A 14,623-nucleotide genomic window follows, 5' to 3' on the forward strand; every position below is an offset into this window, starting at 1 on the left:
TTTGGATGATGAGCGTTCAGTACCCTTCGAATTGCGCCGGGCGTTTTTCGATGAACGCCTGCATGCCTTCCTTCTGGTCGCGCGAAGCGAACAACAGTGCATTGGCCTTGCGCTCCAGCGCCAGGCCCGCCTCCAGTGGCGCGTCCATCCCCGCCAGAATCACTTCCTTGATCTGCTCGGCAGCCAGCGCCGGCATCGCCGCGATCACCCGCGCCAGCTCCAACGCGTGGGCCTGCACTTGGTCATCGTCAACCAGGTCGCTGACCAACCCGGCCACCCAGGCCTCCTCGGCGCTGATCGGTTGGCCAGTGAGTGCCATGCGCATCGCCTTGACCTTGCCGACCGCGCGCACCAGACGTTGAGTGCCGCCGATGCCAGGCATGATGCCGATACGGATTTCCGGTTGGCAGAAGCGCGCGCTGCGTCCGGCGACGATCAGGTCGGCGTGCATCGCCAACTCGCAGCCACCGCCGTAGGCGTAACCGCAGACCGCCGCGATCACCGGTTTCGGGCAATGCTGGATCGGCCCCCAGACTCGCTCGGTGTGGCGCTTGTAGATATCGATGGCGCCAACCCCGGCCATGCTGTTGATGTCGCCACCGGCCGCGAACACTTTGTCTCCACCCGTCAGCACGATGCAGCGCACTTGGGGATCAATCGCCAATTCGGCGAAATACCGCGACAGCAGCGCCTGTAATTCCAGGCTCAAGGCGTTGGTCGCCTGCGGACGGTTGAGCCGCAGCAGGGCCACGCCGGGCAGTGGGCGTTCGAGCAGAACCGGTGCAGCGGATGGGTCGGACATGGGCAGCCTCAAAGAGCAGACAAGGTGTGAATGGCCGCCAGTGTCCTGTTCGCGAGGATGAATTTTCATCGTCCGTTCAGACGTAGTTTGGCCTGCGGTTCGTCCCTAGAGTGATCCTTGTCAGTAGAGAAAGGAGCACATGATGGAGCTGCATTCGGGTCTTGATTACAGCGGCAAAGTGGTGCTGGTGACCGGTGGCACCAAGGGCATCGGCGCCGGCATTGCACGGGGGTTCCTGGCTGCCAACGCGCGGGTGATTGTCTGTGCCCGGCGCGAACCTGAGCAGGTGCCGGCAGAGGGCGGCAAGCGTGCGAGCTTCATTGCCGCCGATGTGCGCGAGCACGATTCCCTGCAACGCCTGTTCGCCACCATCGAGCGCGACTTCGGGCGCCTCGACGTGGTGATCAACAACGCCGGTGGCAGCCCGTCCGCCGACGCGGCCACGGCCTCGCCAAGGTTTCACGAAAGCATCATCGGTCTGAATCTGATCGCGCCGCTCAACGTCGCCCAGCATGCCAACCGGCTGATGCAGGCCCAGGCGCTGGGCGGTTGCATCGTCTTTATCGGCAGCATCAGCGCGTTGCGTTCCTCGCCAGGCACCGCCGCTTACGGCGCCGCCAAGGCCGGGGTGCTGGCGTTGGTGCAATCGCTGGCGGTGGAGTGGGGACCCAAGGTGCGCGTGGTCACGGTCAGTCCAGGGCTGGTGCTGACCGAACAGGCGCATCTGCATTACGGCTCCGAAGCCGGTATCGCCGCCGTCGCTGCCGGCATTCCGGCCGCCCGAATGGCAGTGGCCGAAGACATCGCCAACGCCTGCCTCTACATCGCATCACCGCTGGCCAGTTACGCCAGCGGTTGCAACCTGTTGCTGCATGGCGGTGGTGAACGACCGGCATTTCTCGGTGCTGCGCAGGTTCTGCCCACCTGATCGACCTATTGCGGCGACCGGGTTCGGTGGCCGCCTTCAATCTGAAGGAGACGACTTTGGCTGATCCACAATTGCTATCCAATGTGCGCGCCCTGGTGGGGCGCCAATACGGCCGCGTGTATGCCTGGGACGAGGTCAACGCACCGATGATTCGCCAGTGGTGCGAAGTCATGGGCGTGGACAACCCGCTGTACATCGACCCGGCTTTTGCCCTGGGCACTCAACATGAGGGCTTGATCGCGCCGCCGGCGATGTTGCAGGTGTGGACCATGGAGGGCCTGCACGCCAACAACTATCCGCCTGGCTCCACCGACGAGAACCCATACGAGGTGCTCAAGGAAATGGAAGCCTACGGCTATGCCTCGACTGTGGCGGTGAACTCCGAGCTGAGCTTTACCCGCCCGGTGCGCCTGGGGGAAAAGCTCTACTACACCACGCGCCTGGATGCGGTGGGCGATGAGAAAACCACCGCCCTGGGCACCGGTTTTTTCGTCACCCTGGTGATGAGCCATTTCGTCGAAAAGGCAGGCGGCGACGAGCCAGTGGGCGAATTGCTGTTTCGCGTCTTCAAGTTTCGCGCGGCCAATGCCCAGGCGCCGGCCAAGGTTGAGCCAGCACCGATCAAGGCCAAGCGCCCGCTGCCGGGCATCAGCGACGACACCCGGTTTTTCTGGGAGGGCTGCGACAAGGGCCAGTTGCTGATCCAGCGCTGCACCGCCTGCCAGACCCTGCGCCATCCACCGGCCCCGGTGTGCATCGAATGCCATAGCTTCGACTGGGACTCCGTGCCATCCAGCGGCCGCGCGACCTTGTATTCGTTCGTGGTGATGCACTACCCCGAAGTACCGCCGTTCGATTACCCCAACCCGATCGGCCTGATCGAACTGGAAGAGGGCGTGCGCCTGATCGCCGGCCTGGTCGGTATCGAGCGTGAGCAATTGCAGATCGGCCAGCGTTTGCAGGTCGAGTTCCAGACCTTCGATGACCAGCTGACCCTGCCGCTGTTCCGGCCGGTAGAGGCATAGGAGCCACTATGGATTTCGAATTGAGCGAAGACCAGCGCGCCATTGCGCAGATGGCCGACGGCTTGTTTGTCGACCATTGCCATGACGACTACATGCGCCAGTGGGACGCCAGCGGCGAACCGATGATGGCGCCGCTGTGGGCGCTGTGTATCGAGACCGGCCTGCATGCCCTGGCGATTCCCGAAGAGCACGGCGGCAGCGGTCTGGGCATGACCGAACTGATGCTGGTGCTGCAAGCCCAGGGCAAGGCCTTGGCCCAAGTGCCGTTATGGCGTCATCAATTGTCGGCTGCGACCCTGGCCCGTTTCGATGCTGGCGACACTGCCGGATGGATCGGCAAAGCGGCGTCCGGCGAGGCGCTGCTGAGCCTGTCCCTCGATGGCTTGAGCAGTGCCCGGGGCATTGAGTTGCAAGCACAGGCGAATGCCGGAGGCTGGTCGATCAATGGCCGGGTCGCGGCCTTGTCCCTGGGTGACCAGGCCAATGCCGCACTGGTGTTGGTGCAGGTGGAGGGGCAGCCGCGGTTGCTGCTGCTCGACCTGTCGGCGCCTGAAATTCGACGGGTTTCGGCGGTGTTGACCCACGGCGAAGCGGTGGCGGACCTGCACATCGAAGATTTGACCGTGAACGCTGCGGCGCTATTGCCGGCCGAGGCCGTCGCCTGGCTGGAGCTGCGCTGCACTGCGGCATTGGCCGCCTTGCAACTGGGGGTCAGCGAAGAGCAGATCCGCCGCACCGTGGCCTACGTCAGCGAGCGCCGGCAGTTCGAACGCAGCATCGGCAGCTTCCAGGCGGTGCAGATGAGCATGGCCGACAACCACATCGCCGTCGAAGCGTTGCGCACCGCGCTGTGGCAACTGGCTTACCGCATCGATGCCGGGTTGCCGGCGCCTTCCGAAGCGTTGGCCACTGCCTGGCTGGCCTGCGAAGCGGGGCACCGCATTGGCCATGCCGCACAGCACGTGCATGGCGGCATCGGCGTCGACCTGACGTACCCGATCCACCGTTTTCTCTACTGGAGCCGCGGCCTGTGCCTTGCCCTGGGTGGTTCGGCGGCAAGCCTGGAACGCCTCGGCGACTGGCTCAACGATAACGACAAGCTGGGATGGAAATATGACCTCGAAGAACACCAAGCGCTTTGAAGACGTGCGCCCCGGCGAAGCACTGCCGGAGCTTGCCGTACCGATCACGGTGACCCTGATCAACGGCGGCGCGATTGCCACCCGTGACTACTTCCCCGGTCACCACGACGCGGAAGCGGCCCGTGCGCTGGGTTCGCCCCATGTGTTCATGAACATCCTCACCACCAATGGGTTGGTGCAGCGGTTCGTCGAGCAATGGGCCGGGCCGCTGGCGCAATTCACCGCGCTGAAAATCAAGCTCGGCGCGCCGAACTATCCCGGTGACTGCATGACCTTCAATGGCAGCGTCACCGGCGTAGATGCGGACACCCGTTCGGTGGAAATCACCTTGAGCGGCAAAAATTCCATGGGCAACCACGTGACCGGGACGGTCGCGCTGGTCCTGCCCTGACAGCCGGAGAGACACAGATGACTGATTCATCGATTTCCGGGCGCGCTGCGATCGTTGGTCTGGGCGCTACCGAATTTTCCAAGAACTCCGGACGCACTGAATTGCGCCTGGCCCTGGAGGCCACCTTAAGTGCGCTCAAGGACGCCGGCATCGATCCGTCCGAGGTCGAGGGCTTCAGCTCCTACTCGGTGGACAAGGTCCCGGAGTACGAAATAGCCCGTTTGCTCGGTTGCAAAGATGTGAAGTTTTTCTCGCAAGTGCCCCACGGCGGCGGCGCGGCCTGCGGGCCGGTGATGCACGCGGCCATGGCTGTTGCCACCGGGATGGCGAAAGTGGTGGTGGTCTATCGCGCCATGAACGAGCGTTCCTGGTATCGCTTCGGGACGGGCGCCTACGGCTTCGCTTCGACGCCGACCTTCGACAACGTCAACTACGGCTGGTACATGCCCCACGGCTTTCATACACCGGCGGCCTGGGTCGGGATGTTCGCCCAGCGCTACATGCACACCTATGGCGCCACCAGTGAAGACTTCGGCCGGGTGGCGGTGGCGGCGCGGGATTTTGCCGCGACCAACCCCCAGGCATTTTTCCACGGCAAGCCGATCACCCTGGAAGAACACCAGGCCTCGCGCTGGATCTGCGAACCGCTGCACTTGCTCGACTGCTGTCAGGAATCCGATGGCGCGGTGGCGATGGTCATCACCTCGGCCGAACGCGCCCGTGACTTGCGCCAGAAACCGGTGACCATCAAGGCCGGTTCCCAGGGCATCAGCCACGGTCAGCAGAGCATGACCTCGTTCTACCGCGAGGACATTACCGGGCTGCCGGAAATGGGAGTGGTCGCCCGCGAGCTGTATCGCCAATCCGGCCTCGGTCCCGAGTCTTTCCAGACCGCCGTGATTTATGACCACTTCACCCCGTTCGTGCTGCCACAGCTGGAAGAATTCGGCTTTGCCAAACGCGGCGAAGCCAAGGAATTCATCCGCGCCGGGCACCACGCCCGTGGCGGCAAATTGCCGATCAACACCCACGGCGGGCAACTGGGCGAAGCGTATATCCATGGCATGAACGGCATCGCCGAAGCAGTGCGCCAAGTGCGTGGCACGGCGGTCAACCAGGTGGCGGATGTGCAAAACGTGCTGGTCACCGCCGGAACCGGCGTACCCACCAGCGGCCTGATTCTCGGCGCAGCCTAAGGAGCAGCAGATGTTCGTCGACCTCACTCCCGAACAACATGCCCTGCGCCACAAGGTGCGGGACTATTTCCAGGCCCTGATGACCCCGGACATGCGCAACCAATTGCGCGGCAAGGAAGGCGGTGAGTTGTATCGCCAGACCATCCGCCAGATGGGCAGCGACGGCTGGCTCGCGGTCGGCTGGCCCAAGGCCCATGGTGGCCAGGGTTACGCCGCCACCGAGCAGTTGATCTTCTTCGAAGAAGCCAACATCGCCGGGGCGCCGTTGCCGTTCGTGACCATCAGTACCGTAGGCCCGGCATTGATGGCCCACGGCAGCGAGCTGCAAAAAGAACGCTTCCTGCCCGGCATCGCCGCCGGCGAAATCATGTTTGCCATCGGTTACTCGGAACCCGAAGCGGGCAGTGACCTGGCGGTGCTGAAAACCAGTGCCCGCCAGGACGACGAAGGCTTTGTCGTCAATGGCAACAAGCTGTGGACCTCGGGTGCCGAATCGGCCGACTTCGTCTGGCTGGCGGCCCGTACTGACCCGACCCAGGCCCGGCACAAAGGCATTTCACTGCTGATCGTCGACACCACGACCCCGGGCTTCTCCCACACCTTGATTCGCACCGTCGGCAACCCGACAGCGGCCACTTACTACGACAACGTGCGGGTGCCCAACGAGATGCTGGTGGGTGAGTTGCACGGTGGCTGGAAACTCATCACCTCGCAGTTAAACCACGAGCGCCTCGGCCTGGGCACCTGGTCAGACAAAGTCGTGGCGCTGTTTCGCAGGGTGTATCTGTGGGCGCGGGCCCGCGATGAACAGGGCCGCCGGGCGATGGACAAAGCCTGGGTGCGCAGCTCGCTGGCCGAATGTTATGCGCGCCTGGAGGCGATGCGCCTGATCAATATGCGCATTGCCGCCGATCTCGAACTCGACCGCATGAGCGTCGCGCTGAGTTCGACCACCAAGGTTTACGGTTCGGAGTCGGCCATTGAAATCCTGCGCAGGCTGGCGGCGATCGTCGGTGCCAATGGTTCGCTGCGCAGCGGTTCGGCCGCGACGCTGTTGGAGGGGGATCTGGAATATGAATTGCGTTCTGCAACGACCCTGACCTTTGGCGGTGGCACCAATGAAATCCAGCGCGAGCTGATTGCCCAGTTTGGCCTCGGCATGCCGCGTACTCAACGCTGACGCGGGTCCATCAACAACAAAAACCGTACTCGCCCCGGATCCGGGGCGGGTCGAAGGGGACTTTCATGAGCACTATCGAGCAATTCAGGCACGACACCCGTGCCTGGCTGGAAGCCAACTGCCCGCCGTCGATGCGTACCGGCATGGCTGAAGGCGATGTGGTGTGGGGCAGCCAGAACCCGCAGTTTCCCTGTGAGGACGCGCGCCTGTGGTTCGAGCGCATGCGCGACAAGCGCTGGTTCTGCCCCGAGTGGCCCGAGGAATACGGCGGCGCCGGTCTGAGCGACGAGCAACTGGCGGTGCTGGAAAGCGAGATGCGTCGCCTCAAGTGCCGGCCGCCGCAGATCAACCTCGGTATCTGGATGCTCGGGCCGGTGTTGCTGGCCTTCGGCAGCGAACAACAGAAACGCGATCTATTGCCGCCGATTGCCCGCGGTGAGGTGCGCTGGTGCCAGGGCTTCTCCGAGCCGAACGCCGGTTCCGACCTGGCCAGCCTGAAAATGGCTGCGCGCGACGCGGGCGATCACTTCGTGGTTGACGGCAGCAAGATCTGGACCTCCTACGGCGACAAATCCGACTGGATGTATGCCCTGGTGCGCACTGACTTAAGCGCGCCGAAACACGAAGGCATCAGCTTGATCGTGCTGGACATGCGCAGCCCCGGCGTCAAGCCGCAGCCAATCGATTTGATCAGCGGCAAATCGGCGTTCTGCCAGGTGTTCTTCGACAGCGTGAAAGTGCCCAAGAGCCAATTGATCGGACCGTTGAACGGCGGCTGGAACCTGGCCAAATACCTGCTGCAACACGAACGCAAGGCGATGTCGAAATTCGGCGAGTTCAGCCTGCCGTCGCACTTCGACCTGCTGGCGCTGATGCGCGAGTACGTGCCGGCGCCCCGGACCCAGAGTGAACACGCTCTGCAGGCGCGGGCCACGGCTTGTGCGATGAACGAGCATGCCTACAACTTGACCGTGCAGCGCATGGGAGAGGAGGCGCGGGCCGGCGACGACATTAGCGGCCTGATGTCGATCATGAAACTGGTGCACACCGAACAGGAACGCGACAAGTTCGAAGTGCTGCTCGATGCCATGGCCGGGCATGCCTTCGGCTGGGAGAGCTCAGCATTCAGCGAGCAGCAACTGGCGGTGACCCGCTCCTGGTTGAACAGCTATGCGCTGACCATTTCCGGCGGGTCGTCGGAGGTCCAGTTGAACGTCATCGCCAAGCGCGTGCTGGGTTTGCCCGACGCTAAAAAAGGAGTCACCCCATGAGCCTGCGTTATAGCGATGAACAGCGTTTGCTGGCCGACAGCGCCCGGGATTTTCTCGCGGCCCGCAGCCCGGTCAGTGCCCAGCGTCGACTACGCGATGACGCGGTCGCGACGGGTTTCGATGCGCAGTTGTGGCAGGGCGCGGTCGATCTTGGCTGGAGTGCGATTCCGTTTCCGGAAGACTTCGGCGGCCTGGATTTCGGTTGCAAGGGCCTTGGGCCGATCTTCGAATCCATGGGCCGCAACCTGTCCGCCACACCGTTATTGTCCAGCGTGGTACTCGGAGGTTCGCTGGTGCTTCTGGCGGGCAATCCGACGCAACAGACGCGCTGGTTGCAAGCCGTCATCGGTGGTGAACAGCGCCTGGCCCTTGCTGTTGATGAACAGTCGCGCCACGACCCGAGCCGGATTGCCCTTGCCGCGAAAGTCGAAGGGCAGGGCTATCGCTTGCATGGCGACAAGTTCTGGGTGGTCGATGGCCTGGGTGCCGATGCCTATGTGATCGCGGCGCGCACGTCCGGGCAGGCGGGTGAGACGCAAGGTATCAGCTTGTTCCTGGTGCCGGCCGATACGCCGGGTTTGACCGTCAGCGCCTTGTCGCTGATCGATTCGCGTAACAGCGCTCGCTTGCAACTGGACCAGGTGCAACTGGCCAGCGATGCGCTGCTGGGCACGTTGGGCGAGGGCTGGACCGCGCTGGAAACCGCGCTGGACCGTGGCCGCACCTGCCTCGCGGCGGAGCTGTTGGGGATGGCCGAGCAACTGTTCGAAACCACGCTGGAGTACCTCAAGACCCGTGTGCAGTTCGACACACCGATTGGCACCTTCCAGGTCCTGCAACATCGTGCCGCGCAAATGCACATCGACCTGGCGCTGAGCCGCAGCGCCCTGATGGCCGCGCTGGCGACGCTGGATGACACCAGCCTCGACGCCGCTGCACGGGCGCGACTGGTCAGCCTGGCGAAGTGGAAAGCTGGCGACACGGCGATCAAGGTCGCCAACGAAGCCGTGCAAATGCACGGCGGCATCGGCGTCACCGACGAACTGGATGTCGGCCTGTATCTCAAGCGCGTCCGCGTGGCGCAGAGCTGCCTGGGCGATCGGGATTTCCATTGCGAGCGCTATTTGACCCACGCGTAGCACCTGCAGGCAGTCAACGCCTGTGGGAGCGAGCCTGCTCGCGATAGCGGTGTAACAGGCGGCATTGATATCGACTGACACGCCCTCAACGCGAGCAGGCTCGCTCCCACAGGGATGTTCGCTGACCGACTGACATTGGCCCGATTGCACGCCAGTAGGTGTGCAATCCGGCTGTCCTGGAGAAAATAAAAATGAGCATTGAACGCTGGCAAACCGCGTGGCGGCAATTGATCGCCCCCGGTGCGCCGTTTGAGGTGGTGACGCCCGATGACGGCGCGCCACGCTACTTTCGTCACGCCGCGCACGACCTGCTGCAGGTCATTGACGCCGGTCGAGTGCACGGCGACCGTGAGTTCCTGGTTTGGCAGTCGCAACGCCTGACCTTCAACCAGTTCTACGAACAAGTCGACCGCCTCGCGGGGCAGATGGTCACGCGTTTTGAGCTGCAACCGGGCGAGCGGGTGGCGATTGCCATGCGCAACCAACCGGCGTGGCTGGTGGCGTTTGCCGCTATCCAACGCTGCGGCGGTGTGTGTGTGCCGCTGAACAGTTGGGGGCTGCGCGATGAGTTGCAGTACGCGCTGCAGGACAGTGGTTCGCGCGTGTTGCTGTGCGACGAAGCGCGGCTCGATACCCTGCGCGAAGACCTGGCCCGTGAACAGCGGGCGACGATTGTCGTCGGGGCCCGGGAAGGAACGTTACCCGAGTACTGCCTGCGTTTCGAAGACCTGATCAGCGCCCCGGTATCTCCGCTGCCTGCGCTGGACATCGACCCCGATGCGCCGGCGCTGATCCTTTACACCTCCGGTACCACCAGCCGTGCCAAAGGCGTGGTTTCCAGTCACCGAGCAATCTCCCAGGCGCTGTTTGCCCTGGACTTTCAAAGCGCATTTTGCGCCATGAGCTCACCCGAACGTATCGGCGTCGTGATCAACAGCGGCTACCCGCCCACCACGCTGGCGGCGGTTCCGCTGTTCCATGTCAGCGGCTTGCATGCGCAGTTCCTGTCGGCACTGCGGGGCGGTCGGCGCTTGATGCTGATGTACAAATGGGATGTCGAACGCGCCATCGACCTCATTCGCGATGAACGCTGCACCCAGTTCAACGGGGCGCCGGTGATGATGCAGCAACTGCTCGCCTCACCACGCTTTGGCAGCGAGCACACCGCCAGCCTGTTCGGCCTCGGGCTGGGCGGTGGCGCTTCGTCCGCCGGTGTGCTCGACGACATGCTCAAGCTCAAGCCTGACGCCATTGGCGGAGCTGGCTATGGCCTGACGGAAAGCAACGGTATCGGCGCGGCGATTGGTGGCGATCAGTTTGTGTACAAGCCGGCGACGACGGGTTGGGCCTTGCCGATTGTCGATATTCGCATTGGTGACGATCCGCAACAGCCTGAGCCTGCGGGCACTCGCGGGGTGATCTGGCTGCGCTCGCCAACCCTGATGAGCGCCTACTGGAACCTGCCCGAAGCTACGGCGCAAAGCCTGCGCGACGGTTGGCTCGACACCGGCGATATCGGTTACCTCGACGAAGAGGGATTCCTCAATATCACAGGCCGGGTCAAGGAGTTGATCAACCGTGGCGGCGAAAAAATTTCCGCTGCGGAAGTCGAGACTTGCGTGCTCGATATGCCCGGTGTCCTGGAAGCGGCGGCGTTCGCCATCGCCGATCCGCTGCTGGGTGAGACGGTGGGGCTGGCCGTGCATGGCCAGGCATCGACGCTGCCCCAGCCAGCGCAAATCTGCGCCTTCATCGCCGAACGCCTGGCCGCCTACAAAGTGCCGACGCAGGTCTTTCGGGTACTCGAACCCTTGCCACGCAACGCCACCGGCAAGGTGCTCAAGGCACAGCTGCAAGAAAAACTGGACGCATAACGCGGCCTTAGTCTTTCCGGACGATGTCGGGGCCGGCAGAACACGAACAATGGGTCCATCCACACAGCCTTATCAGCGAAGGAGGCATCACATGAAAATAACAAGATCAGGTCTCATGCTCGCGGTCGCAGTCACAGCCAATAGCGGGCTGATGGGTTATGCGCACGCCGCGGTGTCACCGCAGGAAGCAGCCAAACTGGGCAAGGAGTTGACCTGCGTCGGCGCCGAACAAGCCGGCAATGCCGAGGGCACCATTCCGCCGTACACCGGTAAATACCTGGGCGAAGTCCCGGGCTGGAATCATGTGAAGTTCTCCGGCGACCAGCCGGTGGACCCCTATGCGGCGGAGAAACCGATCCTGGTGATCACTGCGCAAAACATGAGCCAGTACGAGGCGCATCTGACCGAAGGCCAGAAGGCGCTGCTGAAGAAGTACCCCACCACTTACAAGATGAACATTTACCCGGGTCATCGGGATTTCCGCTATCCGGATTATGTGTGCCGGCGTGCGATGGAAAACGCTTTGCAGGCCAAACTGGTCAACGACGGCGCAGGTTTTACCGGGATTGGCCAAGTGCCGTTCCCGATCCCCAAGAACGGCATGGAATTGCTGTGGAACCACCAACAGCCGGCGCGAGCCTACACCGAGGAAAAAACCACCGACCTGGCTTCGGTCCTGCCCAATGGCAGCATCGGCTGGGGGCGTGCATACGCGCGTAACCTGGCATTGGCCAACTCACCAGCGGCCGACTCCAGGACCGAAGACAAGATTTCGGCCATGAGCAACAACATGACCCTCAAGCCGGCCCGTGACAATGGCACGCTGAGCATTTCCCACGAACCCTACAACTTCGGTACGGACTCACGCCAGGCCTGGTCCTACAGCCCATCCACCCGCCGCGTACGGCAACTACCGGGCTACGGCTTCGATCAACCAATGATCGGCACCAACGGCACCATGACTGTCGACGAGGACCGTTTGTTCAACGGCACTCCAGAGCGCTTCAACTGGAAGCTCATCGGCAAGCGTGAAATCTACAGCCCGGCCAACGCCTTCAAACCCAACACCGCGTCGATCAAATATGCCGACATGCTGACGCCCAACCATCCCAACCCGGAGTTCATGCGTTATGAGTTGCGTCGCGTGTGGGTGCTGGAAGCCGATCTGAAGGAAGGCTATCGTCATGTCTATGGCAAGCGTGTGCTGTTCATCGACGAAGACACCTGGAACGCGGTCATGGCCGACAACTACGATGCCCGTGGGCAGCTGTGGAAGCACGCCTTGGTCAACTATTACTACCACCCTGACATGAGCGGCTGGCAGGCCGGCTCCCAGTTCTTCATGGACTTGAACTCTGGCCAGTACACCGGCTACGGCATGACCAACGAATCGAAGAAAGGGCCGATCCTCAACGAAGGCAAATTCACTCCGGACCAATACACCGCTGACGCGGCGCGCGCGATCGGGCGTTAAGTCCTGGTTCGTTGCAATGACCAAAGCCCTATCGGATTGCGATAGGGCTTTTTTGTTTCTGGACGGAACCAAGGCGTTCATCAATCGCAAAGGCGAGTTCACCGTCAATATTGCCCTGATCGATAACGCCGAACCGGTGCTTGGAGTGGTTCTCGCCCCTGCGCTGGATCGACTGTTTGCCGGTGCCCGTGGTTGTGGCGCCTTTATTGAAAAGGCCGGGCGGCGTCAGCCCATCCACTGCCGCGCAGTGACGCAGGAGGGCCTGGACGTGGTCGCCAGTCGCTCCCATGGTGATGCCGAGGCGCTGGATAAATTCCTCGACGGGCGTCAGGTGCGCTCACTGAAAAGTGCCGGTTCGTCGTTGAAAATTTGTCTGGTGGCTGCAGGGGAGGCAGACCTTTATCCGCGCCTGGGGCGCACCATGGAGTGGGATATCGCCGCGGGGTATGCGGTGCTTGTCGCTGCCGGTGGACAGATCCGTAACCTTCCCGGTGATGTGTTGCGTTATGGCAAGCCTGGCCTGGACAACCCGCACTTCTACGCTTACGGGCTGTAGGTCTCACCGACTTTCGCCGGCAAGCCGGCTTCTACAGGTTCTGCGGTTCTCTCGAATAAAAAAAACCGCTGTAACCCGGCAGGGTTGCAGCGGCGCAAAGGTGGGGCAAGCAGGTCAGGCCGTGACGGCGCTGGCCGGTGCTGCAAGCGGAGCGGGGTTTTTCATGTGTTGCCGGTAACGTGGCAGCGCCAGGGTCAGGAATACACTGGCGAGCACCAGCATCGACACGGATGAAGCAAGGGCATAACGCAGGGATTCAGTCCCCAGGGTCGACACAAAAAAGTCGCTGAGCATGCCCACGAACAAGGGTCCGACGCCGACGCCCAGAAGCGTCATCGACATCACGAAGATCGCTGTCGCCTGAGCCAATCGCGTAGCCGGAAACAAGTGGGTAATGGCGCTCAGGCACGGCGTTGCCCACCACACGCCAAAGAACGCGAAGGCGCTGTAGAACAGGAAGGCTTGCGGCACGGCGATGCTGCCGATATGGAACGCCAGGCCTTGAGGCCAGAGAAAATAGGCGAGGGCGAACGGGATGCTGACCAGCGTACCCAGCAGCGGTACGCCGATTTGCCAGCCCACATCACGCCGTGCCATGCGGTCAGTGAGCATGCCGCAGATCAGGGTGCCGATGGTCGATCCGCCGCCGCCCACCACACCCACCAGGAAACCGGCTTCTTGCATGTTGAGGCCGTGGGAGCGGATCAGAAAACTCGGGCTCCAGGTACCGATGGCGTAGCCGGCAATCGCAGCTGCGCCCCCGGTGCAGACCAGCCACGGGAACGAGGGCATGCGAAACAGCTCGACGAGCGTCTTGAGCCAGCCATCCTGTAGCAGTGCAACGCTGCTCAGTGGCACCACCCGCTTGGGTGTGCGCACGGTCAGCAGCAACACCAGGCCAAGCAGGATTCCAGGGGCACCGACCAGCACAAATGCGTAGCGCCAGCCATGGTGCTGGGCGATCCAGCCGCCCAGGCCGAGGCCGACCATCGCGCCCAGGCTGGAACCGAGCATCAGCACTGACAGGGCCGTGGAGCGGCGGTTTGCCGGGTACAGGTCCGACACCATGGCGACCGACGGCGCCGTGCCGCCAGCCTCGCCGACGGCGACACCAACCCGCGCCAGCACCAGGGACAGGAAGTTACCGGCCACGCCGCACAGCATGGTCATCACGCTCCAGGCAATGCAGCTGAAGGCGATCACCGGCTTGCGCCCGATGCGGTCCGACAGGCGCCCCAGCGGAAAACCAAAGACGGTATAGAACACCGCGAAGGTGACCCCCGACAGCAGGCCGATCTGCGTGTCTGTAATGCCGAATTCGAGCTTCACCGGCTCGATCAGAATCGCCATCAACTGACGGTCGACGTAATTGAACACATAGATGATGGCGAGCACGAAAAGCGCGTAGTGCGTTCGCCATGTTACGGGTGTGGATTGGTTCACTGCGGGTGCTCCCGGTTTTGTTCTAGTTGACGCGATGCTCGGCTGGTCGCGGATTTTCTTCATCGTCCATTCAGACCATTTCCGTTCGCCGTCAGGCCGAAACGCACGATAGCCGACCTAGTCTTGTCGGACGATGTTTCGCTCGCGCTCAAGGTCAATCATTCAGCCCATATTCGCTGGCTCGCCGGCACTTGCCAATGCT

General features: G+C 62.7%; 13 protein-coding genes. 11 read left to right on the forward strand and 2 right to left on the reverse strand.

What is annotated here, in order from left to right; all coding sequences use genetic code 11:
• Positions 1-16 precede the first annotated feature (16 nt).
• Complete coding sequence (locus tag ABVN21_RS05375) at positions 17-802, reverse strand: enoyl-CoA hydratase (protein WP_339552975.1); 786 nt, start codon at positions 800-802, stop codon at positions 17-19.
• Between the two features lie 142 nt (positions 803-944).
• On the opposite strand from ABVN21_RS05375, the gene ABVN21_RS05380 reads away from it, so the two are divergent.
• From ABVN21_RS05380 to ABVN21_RS05430, 11 genes are all read left to right on the forward strand, one after another.
• Entirely contained in the window at positions 945-1,730 is a 786-nt protein-coding gene (locus tag ABVN21_RS05380; protein WP_339552976.1) for an SDR family oxidoreductase, read from the forward strand.
• Between the two features lie 56 nt (positions 1,731-1,786).
• Entirely contained in the window at positions 1,787-2,755 is a 969-nt protein-coding gene (locus ABVN21_RS05385) for an OB-fold domain-containing protein (protein WP_339552977.1), read from the forward strand.
• A gap of 8 nt (positions 2,756-2,763) precedes the next feature.
• The gene (locus ABVN21_RS05390; protein WP_339552978.1) at positions 2,764-3,897 is read left to right on the forward strand and encodes an acyl-CoA dehydrogenase family protein; all 1,134 of its coding nucleotides are present in this window, start codon (positions 2,764-2,766) and stop codon (positions 3,895-3,897) included.
• The gene (locus tag ABVN21_RS05395; RefSeq protein WP_339552979.1) at positions 3,869-4,288 is read left to right on the forward strand and encodes a MaoC family dehydratase; all 420 of its coding nucleotides are present in this window, start codon (positions 3,869-3,871) and stop codon (positions 4,286-4,288) included. Before ABVN21_RS05390 ends, ABVN21_RS05395 begins: the two co-directional genes overlap by 29 nt.
• A 17-nt stretch (positions 4,289-4,305) precedes the next feature.
• Positions 4,306-5,484: a lipid-transfer protein gene (locus ABVN21_RS05400; protein WP_339552980.1), complete on the forward strand. Its 1,179-nt coding sequence runs from the start codon at positions 4,306-4,308 to the stop codon at positions 5,482-5,484.
• 10 nt (positions 5,485-5,494) lie between these two features.
• A complete protein-coding gene (locus ABVN21_RS05405) occupies positions 5,495-6,664 on the forward strand; it encodes an acyl-CoA dehydrogenase family protein (RefSeq protein ID WP_339552981.1) in 1,170 nt (389 codons plus the stop codon).
• A 65-nt stretch (positions 6,665-6,729) separates the two neighbouring features.
• The gene (locus ABVN21_RS05410; protein WP_339552982.1) at positions 6,730-7,935 is read left to right on the forward strand and encodes an acyl-CoA dehydrogenase family protein; all 1,206 of its coding nucleotides are present in this window, start codon (positions 6,730-6,732) and stop codon (positions 7,933-7,935) included.
• The gene (locus ABVN21_RS05415; protein ID WP_339552983.1) at positions 7,932-9,074 is read left to right on the forward strand and encodes an acyl-CoA dehydrogenase family protein; all 1,143 of its coding nucleotides are present in this window, start codon (positions 7,932-7,934) and stop codon (positions 9,072-9,074) included. The genes ABVN21_RS05410 and ABVN21_RS05415 overlap by 4 nt, the downstream gene beginning before the upstream one ends.
• Positions 9,075-9,265: 191 nt before the next feature.
• Positions 9,266-10,948, forward strand: a complete 1,683-nt coding sequence (locus ABVN21_RS05420; RefSeq protein ID WP_339552984.1) for a class I adenylate-forming enzyme family protein — start codon at positions 9,266-9,268, stop codon at positions 10,946-10,948.
• A gap of 91 nt (positions 10,949-11,039) precedes the next feature.
• A complete protein-coding gene (locus tag ABVN21_RS05425; protein WP_339552985.1) occupies positions 11,040-12,422 on the forward strand; it encodes a DUF1329 domain-containing protein in 1,383 nt (460 codons plus the stop codon).
• Positions 12,423-12,438: 16 nt separating this feature from the next.
• On the forward strand, positions 12,439-12,978 hold the full coding sequence (locus ABVN21_RS05430) for a 3'(2'),5'-bisphosphate nucleotidase CysQ (protein WP_339552986.1): 540 nt from the start codon (positions 12,439-12,441) through the stop codon (positions 12,976-12,978).
• Positions 12,979-13,092: 114 nt separating this feature from the next.
• On the opposite strand, the gene ABVN21_RS05435 is transcribed toward ABVN21_RS05430, so the two are convergent.
• Positions 13,093-14,421, reverse strand: coding sequence for an MFS transporter (locus ABVN21_RS05435; protein ID WP_339552987.1), 1,329 nt, complete (start codon positions 14,419-14,421; stop codon positions 13,093-13,095).
• Positions 14,422-14,623 lie beyond the last annotated feature (202 nt).

It is taken from the genome of Pseudomonas sp. MYb327, from assembly GCF_040438925.1.
In the GTDB taxonomy this organism is placed as follows: Bacteria; Pseudomonadota; Gammaproteobacteria; order Pseudomonadales; family Pseudomonadaceae; genus Aquipseudomonas.

What these genes read in the sequence shown, in the direction of transcription:
- ABVN21_RS05415 (WP_339552983.1), top strand. Translation starts at nt 7,932, where the DNA reads ATGAGCCTGCGTTATAGCGATGAACAGCGTTTGCTGGCCGACAGCGCC.
- ABVN21_RS05410 (WP_339552982.1), top strand. Translation starts at nt 6,730, where the DNA reads ATGAGCACTATCGAGCAATTCAGGCACGACACCCGTGCCTGGCTGGAA.
- ABVN21_RS05425 (WP_339552985.1), top strand. Translation starts at nt 11,040, where the DNA reads ATGAAAATAACAAGATCAGGTCTCATGCTCGCGGTCGCAGTCACAGCC.
- ABVN21_RS05390 (WP_339552978.1), top strand. Translation starts at nt 2,764, where the DNA reads ATGGATTTCGAATTGAGCGAAGACCAGCGCGCCATTGCGCAGATGGCC.
- ABVN21_RS05400 (WP_339552980.1), top strand. Translation starts at nt 4,306, where the DNA reads ATGACTGATTCATCGATTTCCGGGCGCGCTGCGATCGTTGGTCTGGGC.
- ABVN21_RS05395 (WP_339552979.1), top strand. Translation starts at nt 3,869, where the DNA reads ATGACCTCGAAGAACACCAAGCGCTTTGAAGACGTGCGCCCCGGCGAA.
- ABVN21_RS05430 (WP_339552986.1), top strand. Translation starts at nt 12,439, where the DNA reads ATGACCAAAGCCCTATCGGATTGCGATAGGGCTTTTTTGTTTCTGGAC.
- ABVN21_RS05380 (WP_339552976.1), top strand. Translation starts at nt 945, where the DNA reads ATGGAGCTGCATTCGGGTCTTGATTACAGCGGCAAAGTGGTGCTGGTG.
- ABVN21_RS05405 (WP_339552981.1), top strand. Translation starts at nt 5,495, where the DNA reads ATGTTCGTCGACCTCACTCCCGAACAACATGCCCTGCGCCACAAGGTG.
- ABVN21_RS05420 (WP_339552984.1), top strand. Translation starts at nt 9,266, where the DNA reads ATGAGCATTGAACGCTGGCAAACCGCGTGGCGGCAATTGATCGCCCCC.
- ABVN21_RS05375 (WP_339552975.1), bottom strand. Translation starts at nt 802, where the DNA reads ATGTCCGACCCATCCGCTGCACCGGTTCTGCTCGAACGCCCACTGCCC.